This is a genomic window from Henriciella litoralis, from assembly GCF_002088935.1.
GTDB lineage: Bacteria > Pseudomonadota > Alphaproteobacteria > Caulobacterales > Hyphomonadaceae > Henriciella > Henriciella litoralis.
The window spans coordinates 858,079-875,403 of sequence record NZ_NCSS01000006.1 but is presented as its reverse complement, the minus strand read 5'-3'; the positions used below and the strand labels follow the sequence as shown (position 1 = coordinate 875,403).

Here is a 17,325-nt window from a genome sequence, read left to right as displayed (position 1 = left end):
TGGGGAACTGCTTGCTGTCCCAAGCATTAATTAGCAGCAGTTTAAGTAACATAGGTTAAGCGCCTGCGTTTTTCCTGTTTTCGGGAAATCTCTAAGCTGCTTTATTGGATTTACACGCACTGTGGTCATCATGGTGAGGTGGTAGGCCCTGCAATACGTGGAGTGAGACTGTGGACGCAAACGTGGAAGAAAACACCGCATCAATCGAGACAATGGAAATGACGACAGAAATCGTCGCTGCCTATGTCAGCAATAACCCCATTCCGAGCGCAGATCTGTCCAGCCTGATCCGAAATGTCCACGCGACCTTGCAAGGGTTGAGTGGCGAGACCCAGCCTGTCGCGGATCACAAGCCGGCCATTCCTGTAAAGAAGTCGGTCACAGACGATTTCCTGATCTGTCTGGAAGACGGCAAGAAGTTCAAGTCGCTCAAGCGTCACCTGCGCGCGAAATACGACATGACGCCGGAAGAATATCGCGAAAAATGGGGCCTGCCATTCGACTATCCGATGGTCGCGCCAAGCTATGCGCGTAAGCGCTCAAAGCTCGCAAAAGAAATGGGACTGGGTACCGGCAAGAAGTAGAGCCGGTAGTCAGGCGTTCGCGCCCATTACTTAAAAAAGACAATCATTTCGAAATCGAAATGAAGTACTTTATAAATCTAGGTTAATTTTTATTTGCATTGACTCTTGTCGCGCGAATCGAATTCGGTCACTTATGATTCTATCGAATCAGCAAGGGGTGGCCGACTATGAAGAGTCGATCCGTTTTTGAGGGACTGACCGCAGCACAGCGCGATATTGTTTCTTACTGGAAGTCTACAGCCAGAAATGGCGCGCTTCCCACGCGTGCTGACATTGATCCGGGGAAGCTGAGGGCGCATCTCGGCTCGATATCGCTCATTGAAGTTGACCTGGATGGCGAGGCCCGTTTCCGTCTGGTCGGAACGCGGCTTCAACCGCTTCTTGGCGGCGATGCACGCGGACGATCCCTGAGCAGCTTGAGCGGCGACGTCTCATCGCTCTGGTCGCGCGATCTGGAGCGCACAATCAAAAAGCAGACGGCTACCGGCGGGGTAACCGAACGGTCAGAAGACCGTCACGCCTGGCTTCGTCTGCCGCTCGATCCCGGGACAGATGGCCTTGGTCTCATCCTCTGTCATGATGTCTTCCTCAAACAGAAGACCGAGCACATCAGCCCGTTTTCCAGCCTTTTTCCACCCATCTTTCCGCAGCTTGCTGCCTGATCCCAAAGGGGATTGATTTCCTGAGATAGGAAAAATATCCTAATTATATACTTGACAAAGCAGCCCGTTTGGAGCGATAAAGGCTCAACGGAGAAACGTCATGTCTATTTCGCTTACAGATCCAATCTTCACCGACGAAGACGCAGCGCGCGAACATCTTGAGGCGCAGCGCTGGCCTGATGGTGCGGTTTGCCCGCATTGCGGTTGTGTTGGCGACGATCATGTCACCGCGATCAAAGGCGCCCGCGCGCGTCCATCTACTGCGCATCCAGAAGGCAAGGAACGCAAAGGCCTCTACCAGTGTAACGGTTGCCGCAAGCAGTTCACCGTCACCGTTAAAACCGTGTTCGAGCGCTCCAAAGTGCCGCTGAACAAGTGGCTTGCCGCTACCTATCTTCTGGCTTCGTCCAAAAAGGGCATGTCTGCCCACCAACTGCACCGCATGCTTGGCGTTACCTACAAGACCGCATGGTTCATGTTCCACCGCATCCGCGAAGCGATGAAGGAAGACAACTCCACATCCGGCCCGCTCGGTGGCGAGGGCAAGATTATCGAAGCCGACGAAACATATATCGGCAAGCGTGACGTGCCTTACGTCTCCCCACGTCGCATCAAGGAAGGCCGTCCTTTCATCAAGTCAGGTGGCAACCAGAAGCGCCCCGTTGTGTCCCTAGTTGAGCGCGGCGGTCGCGTCCGTTCTTTCCACGTCCGTATCGCCAACAAGGCTCAGGTTCGTGACATTCTGGTTCGCAATGCAGACCGCAAGTCTCGCCTGTTCACTGACGAGTCGCGCCTCTACACCACGACAGGCACCGAGTACGCAGACCACAAGACGGTCAACCACTCCGCAAAAGAATACGCGCGCGGTGAGGTCCACACCAACACGATTGAAAACGTGTTCTCCGTCTTTAAGCGCGGCATGCTTGGCGTCTACCAGCACTGCGGCGAAGCCCATCTTCACCGCTACCTGTCAGAGTTTGACTTCCGTTATAACCGTCGCGCTAAGCTCGGCGTGAACGATGAAGACCGCCACAACCAGCTCCTAAAGGCCGTTGCAGGCAAGCGCCTGACCTATCGGCGGACTGGTGAAGCCGCGCTCGCCTAAGCAGAAGGCGCGCGCCTTCAAGCGCTACAGGAAGCGCCAGAACATTAAAAATCGCGGCGACGACGCTTAAGGGGGTCTATTGGACCCATCTTGCGTCGTCGCTCAGACTCACGCTTAGACTTGGCCTCGTCTTTAACTTCGTCGTGCGGCTTTGGATCTGAATCCATGAGCCGTTTGAGGGTGTCGTTGAACTTACGTTCGCTTGGTTGGGTCATGGCAAAGAAGCCTCTTACCAGAATAGTCATGCCTATTGATGGGCATATTCGTCAAATACTCAAGGTGCGGGATCAGGGTGATGACGTCCGAATAATTCTTATCGCGGCAGAATACTTCGATGATCCGCCCTACGAAGACACTCGCATTTTAGAGCAAAGATACTCAATTCACCCAAGCAAGCAGGCAGATTTTAATGAGGTCAAGCAAACACTTGAACTCGAAAATGGTACGACTTTCGAGACATCCTTAAGAACGCTTGGCCCCAAAACCGACAAACTTCAATTGATCTTCATTCGGGCGTGTCCACCACTTTCGAATGATCGATATTTACTCAACGCAAACGCCAGAGATACGATTGTCGAACTCTCTTATTGTGCAGCACCAGCCTGCACTCCCATTTTGGGTGTATTCGTGACTTCGCTAGACGGCCCGAAGAAGGTTGCCGGAAGCACCAGGTTTCGACAGGTCTTCATAAACCTCAAGAAATACCGACTTATCATCGCATACAGCTTTCTGCCGTTTTCTCTAGGAAGAGGTCAACTTCTTCACCAGATGACAAACCCCGTTCGCATAAACAAAGGCAATGTGCCAGATCCGCAGCTAACAAATCCATTATTGGGCCTCACTTCTCTAGAAGCGCGCAACAAAACTTTATCGGCTTTCGAGGCTACCCAGAAATTCATGCTGCAATCCGTTGCGAACAAACTTCCGAAAGAGGCTCGGCTCACACTGGAGAAAGCTGGATTTGACCTCTGGACGGTCAACAAGCTGAGCAAGAAACTTGGCAAATTCCAGCGTTGAGTCGCCATGATCTTCCCAAGCCGAAATCAGTCGAACCAGCTGATGCTCTAATTCCTTATCCATCATAGGTATCCTTCCAGATACCCGAAAAGCGAATCGGCGATTGCTTTGTCAGGTATATAATTAGGAAAAATATCCTACACCCGTCCTGTTGTCCTAAAGTTGCGACATCAGAAACGGGAGATGGATAATGAGAACATTCGAAAACAGGATGCGGGACGAGCATAGCGTGCGTCTGGCCGTTGGGCTGACGGGCTATTCATTGCAGATCCCGGCAGAGGATATATTGGCAGCGACCCAGCGCGATCATCGTATTGTCCGCGCCCGGCAGGTGGCGATGTACCTGTCGCATGTTGGCCTTGGCATGAGCTTGGCCCGCGTTGCAGATGCAATGGGCCGCGATCGTTCAACCGTGGCGCATGGATGCCACAAGATTGAAGATTACCGTGATGATCCAGACGTGGATGAATGGCTGGATGGTCTTGAATCACAATTGAAAAATGTATCAGGCCTGCTTGGCCGTCCGCCTCGCAGCTCGGCGATCAACCCCTAGGCGTTGCCTGCGCCAGCAACGGTCCTGATGCATTCCAGCATGGACGCCAGGCCGTTGGAGCGCTGGGCTGACAGGGTGCCTTTGACGCCAATCTCATCAAGGAAGGCAGGTGCATCGAAGGCCAGGATTTCTTCGCGCGGCGCGCCGGAGAACAGACGGATCAGAATGGCGATGAGGCCCGACACGATCATGGCGTCGGACTCGGCCCGGATCTTCAGCGCGTCGCCCGGTTCCTCTTCAATCACCATCCACACTTGCGACGCGCAGCCACGCACACGCGTCTGTTCGGTTCGTTCCGAAGCGTCCAGCGGCGGGTTCGCTTTACCAAGGTCAATGATGTGGGCGTAACGCGTTTCCCAATCGTCGAGAAACTCGAATTCGCCAGCGATGTCTGTTGCGCGGTCTTGTACGGTCATGACTGGCATCTGGGGGTTCGGCGGGCAAAAGAAAACCCCGGCTTCACAACGAAGTCCGGGGTGAGGAGATTGAAAGTGATTTGACCTTACTGGCTGACCTTGCTGATGCAACGACCAACATCAGCCAGAGCATGCTCGCCAATGCAGAACGGGACTTCGAAATGCTGGTGGGTCGCCGCGATACACTGCTGCAGGTTCAATTGCGCCATATTCAGGCAGGCTGCCGTCTCGCTGTCGCTCATGGTTGTCGGGGCAGGGGTGACGTGAAGGCCGTCATTGCCGATGATGCGATACGCCGCCAGCGTTGCGATCTGGTCTGCGACCGGCTCTTTGCCGTAAGCGAGCTTTTTCTCGCTCGAGCGGCTGAAAGGGGATGTGATGGTAGGCAGGTTGATCACCGAGCGTGAAGCGCCTCCCAGCTTGTCCCAGAAAGACGATTGACCGCTTTTGCCGGCGGTTGCGAGCACATTGTCTATATTTGGCGCTGAGAATGTCGTGGCGAGGTCTGACCGCGGGGGACGGGTCACAAGTGAATCCGCACGAAGGCGCGTTGCGACGGCGCCGGAATTGCCCATTTTCCCTTTGGCCCAGCTGGACGCCTGTAGGGAGTAGGCCTGTTCCTTCACAATCTCTGCGGTTGATTTGAGACGAATCGAATCAGCTTCAGTTGCGCTCAGCGCTGCGCGCACGGCCGAATTTCCACCGTTAAGTGAGCGGGCAAAACGCACATTGTTCTGCAAACCCTGCGCGACAGTGTCGGGCCCATAGAAGCCCTCAATGTCACGGACAGCGGCACGGAATTCAGGATCTTGCGAGGCCACAAGCGCGGAATAGGCGACCCAGCCGCGGGCGAGTTGATCTGAATTCTGCGTGCCGAGCGCCGAGAGCGCTTCCTGTATCTCATCCGCGTTGGAAAAATCGTTTTGTTTCAGGTCTGTGACGTGATCATGAAAGTTTGCGTAAATGGCTGCAGCGGACGAAATTGCATCAGGTGCAGAGTAGGTTGTCGTCGTTGACGTGGCCGGGGAATCGCTGGTCGATTCGCTTTGAGCGCCAGCCGAGAATGCGACCGCCGTTGCGCCTAGCATGGCTGCGCACACTTTCATAAAAGTCATTATTCCGTCCCTCGCATTGAAGACTTCACTGTGGCCTATCTTTCCGCAAATTCAATCGGTATCCTAGGTTCGAAGTCCGTTCACACTGACTTTTTAATCTTCGGCCAGGATCAAAATGACTAATAAATCTCACCGGGCTGTTAATAGCGTTGCGCAGAACATGCTCGTGCTCACCTTATCGATATGGCTGGTTCTGACGCTGATCGTGGCGGTTGTCACAATCGCAACCGGTCAGCCGCTCGCCGTGTCGATCCTGGTCGGTGTTCTGTCAGCTGCGCCGGCGATCTGCTCGCTCATTGTGAAGCGCCGGGGTAAAGACTGGCCGCAGAGCCGACAGACCCTGATTGCCGTACTGCCGTGGAATTTGATGGGCATGCTGTTCATCGCACTGTCGGGTGGGGTATCGTCGCCAGCGCTCGTCCTGGCCGTGTATCCGCCCATTGTCGCCCTGCTTTTTGGTTGGCGGGCGCGCGCGGTCGAAACAGCTGTCTTCTCGCTGCTGGGCGCGGTTGGCGCGGCCTTGGTCGCGACCTTTTTTACCGGGCTTCCGGGGGCGGGTGCGCTCACAATTGCGGTGGGGTATCAGGCGCTTGCCGGGCTCGTTCTATTGCCGCTCCTGGCCGCCGCACTGCTGGGCAAGTCTTCGCCTATTGAAGAGCCGGCTAAAACATCTGAGCTGGCCAGCGACATTATTGTTCCTGCGACCGACAGTGACGTCCCGGTTGATCCGGTCATGATTGTCGATGTCGCGCATGATGGCGTGATCCGGTCTGCTTCCGGTGTTCCACCAGGCGGCATCCAGCCGAAGACCGGTCAGTCATTTCTCGCCAGTTTTCCGCAGGATGCACAAAAGGATATCGCTGCTGGCCTAGAGACGGGCGGACAATTCACCCAGCCTGCGCTTGGTGATGCCGGGATTGCCTTCACTGTGGATCATCATGATCTTGGTACACGCGTCTTTCTCAGCCCCATCGACGACTCAATGCTCATTCATGGCGCGACGGACATCATGGTCCGTGACGCGGAATCGCGCGCTGTTCAGGCCGAAGAGGCACTGGTCCAGCGCACCGCCTTCTTTGCTGGCCTTGGGCACGAGCTGAAGACGCCACTCAACGCCATCCTTGGCTTTTCAGACCTGATGCGCGCCGAACTGCGCGGGCCCTTAGCGGACCCGTATAAGGAATACACACAGCTTATTCATGATAGCGGGCAGGATCTGCTGCTCGTCGTTGAGGACATACTGGATTACGCCAAGGCAGAAACGGGACATTCGCGCCTCGATCTTGAGCCGGTTGATCTGGTGGCCAGCGGCGAGTCCGTGATTGCGCAGCTTTCGGGACATGCCTCACGCGCTGGCGTCGCCATCCGCCAGCTCGCGAAAGGCGAAGTCTGGGCCGTGGCCGATGCGCGGGCCGTTCGTCAGATCTGGCAAAACCTCTTGTCCAACGCGATCAAATATTCGGAGCCAGGCAAGACGGTGGTCATCGATGCACGTACCGGTGAGCGTTCTGTCGCGCTGTCGGTTCGCGATGAAGGCGCAGGCATGGATGAGGCCGATCTCGACCGGGTCGCAAAGCCGTTTCAGCAAGGCAAGAACGCCAAGGGCCGCGCCGGCACAGGATTGGGTCTGGCGGTTGTGAAATCGTTCGCGGACCAGATGAAGGGAAAGGTTATCATCGACACGGCCCCGGGGCAGGGCACCCGCGTACGCGTCGTGCTGCCTAAGGCATCGTCGGATCAGCTAGCTGGGGTTGAGGACGCCGCGGAGTAGAGGCCTCGGGAGACCTTACGGGTGTTGCCGACGCTTGTTCTCGATATGCGTTTCGCGGACGAGAAGCACAAAACCACTGATCAGCAGGCATCCGACAACAACGAATGCCGTCTGCACCGGAAAATTGCCTGCGAGAATCGCGTTCTGCATGCGCTCGCTCAACACATCCTTTCCACCGGCCGACAGGCTGTTTACGACCGGTTCGGTGCGCGCAGCGACAGCAGTAGACGCTTTGACAAGGAAGGCGGTTAGAAAAGACATGATGGGCACCGGTCGTACTGGTTATCGATGTGTTAAGACGGGACGGGCGCTGCAAGCGCCATGCCGCCGGAAAGGAATTTCCCATGATGCCTGAAGCACGCCTTCCCAGCTGGCTCTGGGTGGATGCATTGATCCGCCGGGTGCAGGTCCAAGGCTCATCCTGCTTTGTCTTGCAAAAAGGCGATCATGATCGCGGCGATGTGCTTATCAAGGTCTCGGACCTGTCGGGCGGCGCGCGGGCCTATGTGCCTCGAACCGATATGGATGGCGAGCGCATCTTTTCCGATGTCCGGTTGCAGGGTGTCGGAGAGCTTGAGTCGGACGTCGATGCCTATGTGCAGCGCGCCAGGTCACGCGATAGCGATTTATGGGTCCTCGAAATTGAGGACCGTGAAGGCCGCCATTTTCTGACCGAAGATGTGGAAAGTCCCGAAGAATGATATACGGACAGGCCGACTGGCTTGGCTTTGAACCTCGTTGGCGCGATAGCTGTCGATCTTAGGCAAGGCAACGCACGATCAGGACAGGCTGATGGCAAAACTCTATTTCACCTATTCGGCGATGAATGCCGGCAAATCGACGATGCTCTTGCAGTCGGCCCACAACTACCGTGAGCGCGGCATGAAGGTGATGCTGTGGACGTCCGGCCACTATCGCAAGCATGAAGGCAACACCGGATGTATCACCTCCCGCATTGGCCTTGAGGCGGATGCCCATCTCTATGTGGACGATGTCGATATATTTGAGGTGATCGCTGCGCACATGACGATGGAACGGCTCGACGCGGTATTTGTCGATGAGGCCCAGTTTTTGACGCCGACGCAGGTCTGGCAGCTCTCGCGCGTCGCAGACCACCTCGGCTGCCCGGTGATGTGTTTCGGGCTTCGAACTGATTTTCAGGGCAAGCTCTTTCCGGGCTCGTCCGAATTGCTCGCAATTGCCGATCAGCTGCGCGAGGTTCGCACAATCTGCCACTGCGGTAGCAAGGCAACGATGACGGCGCGTCTGGATGAATCGGGGCGCGCGCTGACGCAGGGCGATCAGGTCGATACCGACAAGGCGCATTATGTCTCGCTCTGCCGCAAACATTGGGAAGATGTAACCGGGTTTCACGTGCCCTGATTGGAACGCCTGACGGGCCCGACTGTTGATCTCACATGACCGCAAGAACGCGATCAAGACGAACACAGAAAGGACTGTTCAATGCCAACTCCACAAGGTCACACCACCGCTATTCGAGGCTCCCGCGTCATCGGTACCGACGTTTACTCCACTTCCGGCGACAAGATCGGCGAGATTGAGGACGTGATGCTCGACAAGATGCACAACAATATCATGTTTGCCGTTGTCGGCTTCGGCGGCTTCCTTGGCATGGGTGAGAAGTATCACCCGATCCCATGGGCATCGCTGGATTATGAAAAAGATCAGGGCGGTTACGTTGTGCCTTACACCAAGGAACAGCTTGAAAAAGCACCGGCTGACTCCATCCATGAGCTCAGCAAGGATGACGGAAAGACCGCGCGCGAAGCCGCCTTCGATTACTACAAGGTCGAGCGCTACTGGTAGGCGCTTACCCGTCCCGAATACTTGAGTTTATGGCTCCACAGGCGGCAATTATGGCCGTTTGTGGAGCCATTTTCTTTTAAAGACCTGATCGCCACCCCAATCCGGCCCGATTTGAAGACGATTTTCTCTCCGTGGCCAGAGAAGGAGACCGGCTATGGGCGCACGACGAAATACTCTGATTAGCCTCACAACGCTCATAGCGTTCGTGGCAACTGGATTGCTGGCTACGGCCAGTGCTCAGGTGGGCGAGGGCGCTGAAAGACCGTCGTCGCAAATCGACTATGACGGCTTTCTGAACGTCAGCGACGAGGTTCGCGGTGTTCGCGCGGCCCGTCTTGTCAGCCTCGAAGACTTCAGCGAGATGGCGACCCAGCCGGACACGATCATCCTCGATGCCCGCAGCGAAAGCGCCTATCGGCAGGGCCATATCGATGGCGCGGTCCATCTCAGCTTTTCAGATTTCTCTGACGAACGTCTGGCGGACCTTATTCCCTCGCGCGACACGCGGATCCTCATCTATTGCAACAATAATTTTTCGGATGATGTCGAGCCGGTTCTCCTCAAGCGGTCACCGCTCGCGTTGAATATTCCAACCTTCATCAACCTCTATGGCTACGGATATCGCAACGTGTATGAACTTGCTGACGTCGTTGAGACCTCGCATGAGGACCTCAACTGGACACGCGCTCAACCGGCGCTCTCGTTCTAAAGGGGCACGCGAAACAGGCGGGTGCGGCGTCATTTGCCGCGCCTGTTGCTTCTTTAGTTCTGCTAATGCGATGATTTGCGGCCTTGCAGAAGACGTGGTGCGCGGTCATCTGACGCCACGACGAGCAAATCGAGCGGGACTGATTAGACATGACCACTGCCAGTAGCGAAAAAGCGCCAGCGCGCGTGAACCCGAATGCCCCAACAGAAGAAACGGTGCTGTCTGTCGAGCATTACACGGATCGGCTGTTCAAATTCCGCCTGACGCGGCCGTCCACTTTCCGTTTCCGCTCTGGCGAATTCATCATGATCGGCCTGAGGAAGGAAGACGGCAAACCCTTGCTTCGCGCCTATTCGGTTGCGTCCCCATCCTGGGATGAGGAGCTCGAATTCTATTCCATCAAGGTTCAGGACGGCCCGCTGACGTCCAGGCTGCAGATGATCAAGCCGGGTGACAAGGTGCTTCTGGGCAAAAAGCCCGTCGGCACGCTCGTGCATGACGCGCTGGTGCCTGGAAAGCGGCTCTACTGCTTCTCCACGGGGACGGGTTTTGCGCCATTCGCCAGTATCGTTCGCGATCCGGAGACCTATGAAAAGTTCGAGGAAGTGATCGTCACGCACACCTGCCGGGATGTCGATGAGCTGACCTATTCACGCCAGATCATTGAAGACACGCTGAACCATGAGTTCCTTGGTGAAATGGCGCGCGGCAAGCTTCGTCTCTACGCGACCTGCACGCGCCAGCCTTACGAGCGGACGGGCCGGCCGACGGACCTTATCCGCTCTGGAAAACTGTTCGAAGATCTCGGCGTCCCACCGCTCAATCCGCTGGTCGACCGGGCCATGATCTGTGGCTCCATGCCCATGACGCTTGAGCTGAAGCAGCTGATGCTGGACGCAGGCCTCAAGGAAGGCTCCAACGCGGCCCCGGCGGAGTTCGTCATCGAAAAAGCGTTTGTTGGCTAGATTTTGAAATTTTGACGCTAGTCAGCTAACACCATGTAAAGTAAGCTCTCCTCAAAAGGGAAGTACGTTCGGCTGAATGAATAGCCGGATCGTGCTCGCCGCAAAGGGAGAGTGCATTGTTTTATAAAAGTCTTACCCGGAAAATCCTGGCGTCATCCGCGCTGGTATGTCTTGCGATAACCGCACCAGTAGCGATGGCGCAGCAGGCTGGCGAGTCGGAACAGGCCGCCGAGGTCGCTATTGAGCGTCCGGTCGCCCAAACGGCCTATGGCCCGGTGCGCGGCGCAGTCGAAGAAGGCGTGAACGTCTTCCTCGGCATTCCTTATGGCGCCGACACGCGCACAACCCGGTTCAAAAAGGCCGACAAGCCCGAGGCCTGGACCGAAGTTCGCGAGGCGACGAGCTATCCTGACTCCACGCTACAGGTCGCCACCGGCACCGCGCTGTTCGCGAGCTGGCAGCCTGATCCGGTCCCGGCGCACAGCGAAAACGCGCTCGGCCTGAATGTCTGGACGCCCGGACTTGATGACCACAAGCGGCCGGTCATGGTCTGGCTGCATGGCGGCGGCTTCGAAAATGGCAACGGCTCCAGCACGGCCTATGAAGGTGTGAACCTTGCCAATCGCGGGGATGTGGTTGTCGTCACGATCAATCATCGCCTCAATGCGATGGGCTATCTCTATCTGGCGGAACTCGAAGGCGGCGAGGCCTATCCAGACAGTGGCAATATCGGCAATCTCGACATGATCATGGCGCTCGAATGGGTGCGTGACAATATCGAAGAGTTTGGCGGAAACCCAGAAAACGTAACGATTTTTGGTGAGTCCGGTGGGGGCCGTAAGGTCTCCACGCTTCTCGCCATGCCGGAAGCTGAAGGTCTGATTGACCGCGCGATCGTCCAGAGCGGCTCGCATATGCGCATCCGCACCGCTGAGCAGGCCACCAAGGACTCAATTGAGTATCTCGACCGTCTTGGCCTCAAGCCGGACGAACTCGACAAGCTTGATGAGATTGAGCCAGAAGCCTTTGAGGCGGCGCTCAAGGATGGCCGGCTTTTCTTTGGGCCTGTGCTCGATGGCGTGCACATGACGGCCCATCCATGGGACCCGGCCGCGCCGGCATCTGCGATGGATGTGCCGATGCTGATCGGCAATAATGATGACGAAGCCTCGATCTTCCTCTTTGCTGACAAACGTGTCTGGACTGTTGATTTTGACGGTATCCCGGCACTCGCGTCCGCCTATGGGCGCGGTGGTCAAGCGACCCCTGAGCTCGTCGCAGGTTACCGCGAGATCTTCCCTGATCAGACACCGACAGAGCTTCTCTTCACGATCGTTTCGGATTTCCGCTATGGCCACAACGCCGTGCTTCAGGCGCTTCGCAAGTCGGAGCAGGGCGGCGCGCCGGTCTGGCTCTACCTCTTTGACTGGCAAACCCCGGTTGCTGGCGGCAGACTGAAAACCCCGCACGCGCTGGAAATCCCGTTCGCGTTCGACACGCTGGAGAACTCCGAGAGCATGGTGGGTGATCCGGCAGCGGCGCAGCCTGTCGCGGATCAGATGAGTGAAGCCTGGATCAGCTTTGCCCGCTTCGGTGACCCGAATGCGCGCGGCCTGCCGCATTGGCCCGCCTACAACGCGGAAACCTCTCCGGTCATGCGTATCAACACCGAATCGAAGGTCGAAACCGGATATTTCGCGCGTGAGCGCGCCATTCTGGAAGCCGAATAATCAACAGGGTCTGCTCGAACAGACCCGGATGGAGGAACACATGACCTTACTGAAAAGCCCGCGCCGCGCGTTGGCCGGCCTCGCCTTTATGGTGTTGGCGGCCCCGCTGGCAATGGCACAGGATGGGCCGATAGCCGACACCGAATACGGCCAGGTGAGCGGTGAAATGGAAGACGGCATCAACGTCTTTCGCGGCATCCCCTATGGCGCGGACACCGCAGACACCCGTTTCCTGCCGGCCGAAGAACCGGCCCCATGGGACGATGTCCGCGTTTCCGTCGAATATCCCGACAGCACACCGCAAATGGTCCGCGGCAGCCCGCTTTTTGCGAGCTGGCAGCCTGATCCAGACCCCAAGCAAAGCGAAGATATGCTGGGCCTCAACGTCTGGACGCCGGGCCTCGATGATCGCAAACGGCCGGTCATGGTGTGGCTCCATGGCGGCGGCTTCATCAACGGCAATGGCTCAAGCACGGTCTATGAGGGCACGCGCCTCGCCAATCGCGGAGATGTCGTGGTCGTCACGATCAACCACCGCCTCAACATGATGGGCTATCTCTATCTCGGTGACCTGCCGGGCGGCGATGCCTATCCAGATAGCGGCAATATCGGCAATCTCGATATGGTGATGGCGCTGGAATGGGTGCGCGACAATATCGAGAATTTTGGCGGCGACCCCGAGAACGTCACCATTTTCGGTGAGTCCGGCGGCGGCGCGAAAGTCAGCACGCTTCTCGCCATGCCATCGGCTGAAGGCCTCTTTGACCGCGCTATCGTACAAAGCGGATCGCTGACCGAAGCGGTGACGCTGGAAGACGCGATTGAAGACACCAACAACTTCATCAAGGCGCTTGGCATTGACAGCGAAGACCCGATTGCAGCCCTCAAAGCCATTCCGGTCGAAGATGTCACCGGTGCTGTCAGCAAGGGCCTCGCCGCTGGCGTCGCCTTCCGGCCTGTGCTGGACAATCGCTCGCTGCCACGTCACCCGTTCAGCCCCGACGCTCCGGCCACGGCGCTGAATGTGCCGATGCTTGTCGGCACGAATGATGATGAACGCTCGCTCTACGTCGTTGCCGACAAGGCCGCGATGGATGCGCTGACCTTTGAGGGCGCGGTCAAACGCCTGTCATCTGGCCGCACGCCTGAACAGGCGCAGACACTGGTTGATGGCTACCGTGAAATCTTCCCGGACCAGACGCCGAAAGAGCTCTATGTCACGATCCTGTCCGATCTCTCCTTCACGCGTGGGTCCAAGGCTCAGGCAGAGCGCAAGGCCGCCCAAGGCGGGGCACCGATCTATGTCTACCTGTTTGACTGGGACACACCTGTCATGGGCGGATGGCTCGGCGCGCCGCATGCCATGGAGCTTGGCTTCACCTTCGACAATCTTGCCAATTCGCTGTCGATGATCGGCAGTGTCGAGCCGGCCCAGCCGCTCGCGGACAAGATGGCAGAAGCCTGGATCAGCTTTGCCCGCCATGGCAATCCAAACGCACGCGGTCTGCCATATTGGCCGGCCTATGATGAGGAGAGCCGTGCCTATATGCGCTTCTCGCTCGAGCCTGAAGTCGGCACCTATTACTTTGAAGGTGAAGCGGCGGTTCTGTCATCGCTTGACTGATCTGCGTGGAATGAACTTATTCTGGCGGCAAGGGGAGTCACGTCATGCCGCCAGTTTCCGTTCAGGACTTCACATCAGCTGATGGGCCCGCTTTCAAAGCGCTGAATTTGGCCTGGATTGAGTCATTGTTCTCTGTCGAGCCATCTGATCTGGCCCAGCTTGATGATCCTCAGACAAATATCATCGACAAAGGCGGTCGCGTCCTGATCGCTCATATTGACGGCGAGCCGGTCGGCACGGTTGGGCTTATCGCAGGGGCGACGCCAGGTTCGCTCGAACTGGTCAAGATGAGCGCGCGAAGCGACCTCAGGGGCCAGGGCATCGGCAAGGCATTGTTGGCGGCGGCCATTGCTGCCGCAAAAGAGATGAACGCCAAACAGATCTGGCTGGAATCGAATTCGAAACTGGTCGAAGCGCTTGGGATTTATCGTGCGCACGGGTTCCAGGAACTTGCCTGCGGAGAGTACCACCAAACGCCGTATAGCCGGTGCGACGTCCAGATGGTGCTGACGCTTTGAAATTTCGGATTCGTCCCGGCCCCCGCAGCGCAAAGCAGATGAAGCGTCGGGGCGTTATGATCGGCGGACTATTCGTTCTTGTCGGAATTGTTGCGCTTGTCGGCGAACCTGATGATGCAGGCAGCCACACAAGAATGGCTCGCTTCGCCCGCGCCCTTCGCTGGCTGCGCGAAGCGTTTGGCGATCCGGGCGGCGGAATTGCCATGATCGTTGTCGGCATCCTGATCGGCGGCGGCCTCTGGTGGTACGCTTCGAGAAAGGCCTGAGCCATGGGGTGGCAAAGCTATACGTTTTTTCTGAAGTTTATCGCCATCGTGGTCAGCGCGACCATCATCGGATTGGGACTGGTGGTCCTGTTCGGTGACCCGCTGAATGCCAAGGCGGACAGTTTGCGAGGGGACGCTGTGTACGATGGCGTCGTCAGCCTGATCTCGGTGTTCGGGAAAACGGGCACAGGGATAGGGATTTGCCTGACTGGACTTGTGATTGGCGTGCTTTGCTATCGCGCAGCCGAGCGCTAGCCCATCTGCCCGCGATGGCGCAGTTTCGCGTCTGCCAGCACGCAGGCCATCATCGCTTCAGCAACGGGAACAGCCCTTATGCCAACGCAGGGATCGTGGCGGCCCTTAGTGCGCACATCCACCTCGTCGCCGTCGCGCGTCACAGATTGGGTCACGGACAGGATCGATGAAGTCGGTTTGATCGCGACCCGCACGACCACGTCCTGACCGGTCGAGATACCGCCTGCAACGCCGCCATTATTGTTCGACAGGAAGCGCACGCCATCATTGCCCATGCGCATCTCGTCGGCGTTCTGCTCGCCGGAGAAGGCGGCGGCGGCGAAGCCTGCACCGATCTCGACGCCTTTGGCGGCATTGATGCTCATCATCGCAGTGGCAAGCTCGCCGTCGAGCTTGCCATAGATCGGCGCGCCCCATCCGGCAGGCACGCCAGAGGCGTGAATTTCAACGATGGCGCCCGTGCTGGACCCGGCCTTTCTCGTCTCGTCCAGGAAGTCTTCCCACTGTTTGGCGGCCTTGGCATCAGGGCACCAGAACGGATTGTTGCCCGTCTCGGCCCAGTCCCACGCATCGCGGTCAATCGCATGCGGCCCGATTTGCACAACGGCGCCGCGAATGGTGATGCCATCGCCAATCACGCGCCGCGCGACAGCGCCTGCGGCAACCCTCGCGGCGGTCTCGCGGGCTGAAGAGCGCCCGCCGCCGCGATAGTCGCGCACGCCATATTTCTGGTCATAGGCATAGTCGGCATGGCCGGGCCTATAGCGGTCGCGGATTTCAGAATAATCCTTCGAGCGCTGGTCGACATTCTCGATCATCATCGAGATTGGCGTACCTGTTGTGACCTGACCCCCATACTGCTGGGCCGTGCGGTCATCCTCGAAGACGCCGGACAGGATTTTGACCTGGTCCGGCTCCTTGCGCTGGGTGACGAAACGGCTCGTGCCGGGCTTCCGCTTGTCGAGGAAATCCTGCACGAACGCTTCATCCAGCGCCAATCCCGGCGGGCAGCCGTCGACCACACAGCCAAGCGCTTTCCCGTGGCTTTCGCCCCAGGTTGTCACGCGGAAGAGGTGGCCGAAGCTATTGTGCGACATGGCTGCCCAATCGGGTCTGCCGGTCTCTTACGAGCCCAGCAGATCCTTTACCGCTTCGCGCTCTTCGCGCAGTTCTTTCTCGGTGGCATCCATCTTGGCGCGCGAGAACTCATTGATCTCGAGGCCCTGGACGATGGTGTATTTGCCGTCCTTACAGGTCACCGGATAACCGTAGATGACGCCCGGCTCGATGCCGTAGGAGCCGTCGGCCGGAATGCCCATGGAGACCCAGTCACCATCTTCAGTGCCGAGCGCCCAGCTGCGCATATGGTCGATCGCAGCCGAAGCGGCGGATGCCGCAGACGACGCGCCACGTGCCTTGATGATCGCTGCGCCGCGCTGCTGCACTTCAGGAATGAAGGTGCCGTCATACCAGTCCATGTCGACCTTGGAGAGCGCAGCCTCGCCTTTGACCGTCGCGTGATGCAGGTCTGGATATTGGGTTGCCGAGTGGTTGCCCCAGATCGTCATCTTCTTGATGTCGGTATTGTGCGTGCCGGTCTTCTCAGCCAGCTGGCTCATCGCGCGGTTATGGTCGAGACGGACCATCGCGGTGAAGCAATTCGGGTCGAGGTCCGGTGCGGCCTGCTGAGCGATCAGTGCGTTCGTGTTGGCCGGGTTGCCAACCACGAGAACTTTCACATCGCGCGAGGCGTGATCGTTGATCGCCTTGCCTTGTGGGCCAAAGATCGAGCCATTGGCCGATAGAAGGTCCTTGCGCTCCATGCCTTGCTTGCGTGGCATGGCGCCGACGAGCAGGCAGAAGTCGGCATCCTTGAACGCGACATTCGGGTCATCGGTGGCGACGATATTGTTCAGCAGCGGGAAGGCGCAGTCATTCAGCTCCATTACCACGCCGTTCAGTGCGCCGAGCGCCGGGGTGATTTCCAGCAGGTGAAGATCGACCGGCTGGTCCGGCCCAAGCATGTCGCCGGCGGCGATACGGAACAGAAGTGCATATCCGATCTGACCGGCGGCTCCGGTAACGGCAACTTTGACTGGCTTTTTCATTGGAATGTCCTTCGTGCGAATTGCGGTGTTGTTTGCGCGCATCAATGGCGAATTTGAAGCGTGAGGGCAAGCGGGTGCGACGCTGAGGCCGTAATGTTCT

Annotated in this window: 21 protein-coding genes; 16 read left to right on the top strand and 5 right to left on the bottom strand. The window is 57.7% G+C overall.

What is annotated here, in order from left to right; translation table 11 throughout:
• The first annotated feature begins 212 nt into the window (after positions 1-212).
• The 5 genes from B8783_RS07895 (at position 213) to B8783_RS07875 (ending at position 3,921) form a co-directional block, all read left to right on the top strand.
• Positions 213-584, top strand: a complete 372-nt coding sequence (locus B8783_RS07895) for a MucR family transcriptional regulator (RefSeq protein ID WP_084421983.1) — start codon at positions 213-215, stop codon at positions 582-584.
• 167 nt (positions 585-751) lie between these two features.
• Entirely contained in the window at positions 752-1,246 is a 495-nt protein-coding gene (locus B8783_RS07890; RefSeq protein WP_084419639.1) for a PAS domain-containing protein, read from the top strand.
• A 100-nt stretch (positions 1,247-1,346) separates the two neighbouring features.
• The gene (locus B8783_RS07885; RefSeq protein WP_139792299.1) at positions 1,347-2,351 is read left to right on the top strand and encodes an IS1595 family transposase; all 1,005 of its coding nucleotides are present in this window, start codon (positions 1,347-1,349) and stop codon (positions 2,349-2,351) included.
• Positions 2,352-2,516: 165 nt separating this feature from the next.
• On the top strand, positions 2,517-3,368 hold the full coding sequence (locus B8783_RS07880) for a hypothetical protein (protein ID WP_139792298.1): 852 nt from the start codon (positions 2,517-2,519) through the stop codon (positions 3,366-3,368).
• 190 nt (positions 3,369-3,558) lie between these two features.
• The gene (locus tag B8783_RS07875; RefSeq protein ID WP_084419637.1) at positions 3,559-3,921 is read left to right on the top strand and encodes a helix-turn-helix domain-containing protein; all 363 of its coding nucleotides are present in this window, start codon (positions 3,559-3,561) and stop codon (positions 3,919-3,921) included.
• On the opposite strand, the gene B8783_RS07870 is transcribed toward B8783_RS07875, so the two are convergent.
• Together B8783_RS07870 and B8783_RS07865 are read right to left on the bottom strand one after the other, a co-directional pair.
• Positions 3,918-4,337, bottom strand: coding sequence for a SufE family protein (locus B8783_RS07870; RefSeq protein ID WP_084421979.1), 420 nt, complete (start codon positions 4,335-4,337; stop codon positions 3,918-3,920). The two genes, B8783_RS07875 and B8783_RS07870, sit on opposite strands and share 4 nt — an antisense overlap.
• Before the next feature lie 86 nt (positions 4,338-4,423).
• Complete coding sequence (locus B8783_RS07865) at positions 4,424-5,452, bottom strand: hypothetical protein (RefSeq protein WP_139792297.1); 1,029 nt, start codon at positions 5,450-5,452, stop codon at positions 4,424-4,426.
• A gap of 115 nt (positions 5,453-5,567) precedes the next feature.
• On the opposite strand from B8783_RS07865, the gene B8783_RS07860 reads away from it, so the two are divergent.
• Positions 5,568-7,223 carry a sensor histidine kinase gene (locus tag B8783_RS07860; protein ID WP_084419635.1) on the top strand — a complete coding sequence of 552 codons (1,656 nt, stop codon included), beginning with the start codon at positions 5,568-5,570 and terminating at the stop codon, positions 7,221-7,223.
• Between the two features lie 15 nt (positions 7,224-7,238).
• On the opposite strand, the gene B8783_RS07855 is transcribed toward B8783_RS07860, so the two are convergent.
• Positions 7,239-7,484 carry a hypothetical protein gene (locus tag B8783_RS07855; RefSeq protein WP_084419634.1) on the bottom strand — a complete coding sequence of 82 codons (246 nt, stop codon included), beginning with the start codon at positions 7,482-7,484 and terminating at the stop codon, positions 7,239-7,241.
• An 83-nt stretch (positions 7,485-7,567) separates the two neighbouring features.
• Between B8783_RS07855 and B8783_RS07850 the strand changes: the two genes are divergently transcribed.
• The 10 genes from B8783_RS07850 (at position 7,568) to B8783_RS07805 (ending at position 15,117) form a co-directional block, all read left to right on the top strand.
• Positions 7,568-7,924 carry a DUF1491 family protein gene (locus tag B8783_RS07850; protein ID WP_233355714.1) on the top strand — a complete coding sequence of 119 codons (357 nt, stop codon included), beginning with the start codon at positions 7,568-7,570 and terminating at the stop codon, positions 7,922-7,924.
• Positions 7,925-8,015: 91 nt separating this feature from the next.
• On the top strand, positions 8,016-8,606 hold the full coding sequence (locus B8783_RS07845) for a thymidine kinase (RefSeq protein WP_084419633.1): 591 nt from the start codon (positions 8,016-8,018) through the stop codon (positions 8,604-8,606).
• 81 nt (positions 8,607-8,687) lie between these two features.
• Positions 8,688-9,050 (top strand): PRC-barrel domain-containing protein, encoded by a 363-nt coding sequence (locus B8783_RS07840; RefSeq protein ID WP_084419632.1) that lies wholly within the window; start codon positions 8,688-8,690, stop codon positions 9,048-9,050.
• Between the two features lie 154 nt (positions 9,051-9,204).
• On the top strand, positions 9,205-9,759 hold the full coding sequence (locus B8783_RS07835) for a rhodanese-like domain-containing protein (protein WP_084419631.1): 555 nt from the start codon (positions 9,205-9,207) through the stop codon (positions 9,757-9,759).
• A 149-nt stretch (positions 9,760-9,908) separates the two neighbouring features.
• A complete protein-coding gene (locus tag B8783_RS07830) occupies positions 9,909-10,724 on the top strand; it encodes a ferredoxin--NADP reductase (protein ID WP_084419630.1) in 816 nt (271 codons plus the stop codon).
• A 116-nt stretch (positions 10,725-10,840) separates the two neighbouring features.
• The gene (locus B8783_RS07825) at positions 10,841-12,454 is read left to right on the top strand and encodes a carboxylesterase/lipase family protein (RefSeq protein ID WP_139792296.1); all 1,614 of its coding nucleotides are present in this window, start codon (positions 10,841-10,843) and stop codon (positions 12,452-12,454) included.
• Positions 12,455-12,494: 40 nt separating this feature from the next.
• Positions 12,495-14,078 (top strand): carboxylesterase/lipase family protein, encoded by a 1,584-nt coding sequence (locus B8783_RS07820; protein WP_169711738.1) that lies wholly within the window; start codon positions 12,495-12,497, stop codon positions 14,076-14,078.
• 44 nt (positions 14,079-14,122) lie between these two features.
• Positions 14,123-14,596 (top strand): GNAT family N-acetyltransferase, encoded by a 474-nt coding sequence (locus B8783_RS07815; protein WP_084419627.1) that lies wholly within the window; start codon positions 14,123-14,125, stop codon positions 14,594-14,596.
• Positions 14,593-14,862: a hypothetical protein gene (locus tag B8783_RS07810; RefSeq protein ID WP_139792294.1), complete on the top strand. Its 270-nt coding sequence runs from the start codon at positions 14,593-14,595 to the stop codon at positions 14,860-14,862. The genes B8783_RS07815 and B8783_RS07810 overlap by 4 nt, the downstream gene beginning before the upstream one ends.
• 3 nt (positions 14,863-14,865) lie before the next feature.
• A complete protein-coding gene (locus tag B8783_RS07805) occupies positions 14,866-15,117 on the top strand; it encodes a hypothetical protein (protein ID WP_084419625.1) in 252 nt (83 codons plus the stop codon).
• Here B8783_RS07805 and aroC read toward each other — a convergent pair.
• Positions 15,114-16,214 (bottom strand): chorismate synthase, encoded by a 1,101-nt coding sequence (gene aroC / locus B8783_RS07800; protein ID WP_084419624.1) that lies wholly within the window; start codon positions 16,212-16,214, stop codon positions 15,114-15,116. The genes B8783_RS07805 and aroC overlap by 4 nt on opposite strands.
• Before the next feature lie 27 nt (positions 16,215-16,241).
• Positions 16,242-17,225 carry a malate dehydrogenase gene (locus B8783_RS07795; protein ID WP_084421975.1) on the bottom strand — a complete coding sequence of 328 codons (984 nt, stop codon included), beginning with the start codon at positions 17,223-17,225 and terminating at the stop codon, positions 16,242-16,244.
• Positions 17,226-17,325 lie beyond the last annotated feature (100 nt).

Excerpts from the sequence above, each read along its gene's own strand:
- B8783_RS07895 (WP_084421983.1), top strand. The coding sequence starts at position 213 with ATGGAAATGACGACAGAAATCGTCGCTGCCTATGTCAGCAATAACCCC.
- B8783_RS07890 (WP_084419639.1), top strand. The coding sequence starts at position 752 with ATGAAGAGTCGATCCGTTTTTGAGGGACTGACCGCAGCACAGCGCGAT.
- B8783_RS07885 (WP_139792299.1), top strand. The coding sequence starts at position 1,347 with ATGTCTATTTCGCTTACAGATCCAATCTTCACCGACGAAGACGCAGCG.
- B8783_RS07880 (WP_139792298.1), top strand. The coding sequence starts at position 2,517 with ATGAGCCGTTTGAGGGTGTCGTTGAACTTACGTTCGCTTGGTTGGGTC.
- B8783_RS07875 (WP_084419637.1), top strand. The coding sequence starts at position 3,559 with ATGAGAACATTCGAAAACAGGATGCGGGACGAGCATAGCGTGCGTCTG.
- B8783_RS07870 (WP_084421979.1), bottom strand. The coding sequence starts at position 4,337 with ATGACCGTACAAGACCGCGCAACAGACATCGCTGGCGAATTCGAGTTT.
- B8783_RS07865 (WP_139792297.1), bottom strand. The coding sequence starts at position 5,452 with ATGACTTTTATGAAAGTGTGCGCAGCCATGCTAGGCGCAACGGCGGTC.
- B8783_RS07860 (WP_084419635.1), top strand. The coding sequence starts at position 5,568 with ATGACTAATAAATCTCACCGGGCTGTTAATAGCGTTGCGCAGAACATG.
- B8783_RS07855 (WP_084419634.1), bottom strand. The coding sequence starts at position 7,484 with ATGTCTTTTCTAACCGCCTTCCTTGTCAAAGCGTCTACTGCTGTCGCT.
- B8783_RS07850 (WP_233355714.1), top strand. The coding sequence starts at position 7,568 with ATGATGCCTGAAGCACGCCTTCCCAGCTGGCTCTGGGTGGATGCATTG.
- B8783_RS07845 (WP_084419633.1), top strand. The coding sequence starts at position 8,016 with ATGGCAAAACTCTATTTCACCTATTCGGCGATGAATGCCGGCAAATCG.
- B8783_RS07840 (WP_084419632.1), top strand. The coding sequence starts at position 8,688 with ATGCCAACTCCACAAGGTCACACCACCGCTATTCGAGGCTCCCGCGTC.
- B8783_RS07835 (WP_084419631.1), top strand. The coding sequence starts at position 9,205 with ATGGGCGCACGACGAAATACTCTGATTAGCCTCACAACGCTCATAGCG.
- B8783_RS07830 (WP_084419630.1), top strand. The coding sequence starts at position 9,909 with ATGACCACTGCCAGTAGCGAAAAAGCGCCAGCGCGCGTGAACCCGAAT.
- B8783_RS07820 (WP_169711738.1), top strand. The coding sequence starts at position 12,495 with ATGACCTTACTGAAAAGCCCGCGCCGCGCGTTGGCCGGCCTCGCCTTT.
- B8783_RS07815 (WP_084419627.1), top strand. The coding sequence starts at position 14,123 with ATGCCGCCAGTTTCCGTTCAGGACTTCACATCAGCTGATGGGCCCGCT.
- B8783_RS07805 (WP_084419625.1), top strand. The coding sequence starts at position 14,866 with ATGGGGTGGCAAAGCTATACGTTTTTTCTGAAGTTTATCGCCATCGTG.
- aroC (WP_084419624.1), bottom strand. The coding sequence starts at position 16,214 with ATGTCGCACAATAGCTTCGGCCACCTCTTCCGCGTGACAACCTGGGGC.
- B8783_RS07795 (WP_084421975.1), bottom strand. The coding sequence starts at position 17,225 with ATGAAAAAGCCAGTCAAAGTTGCCGTTACCGGAGCCGCCGGTCAGATC.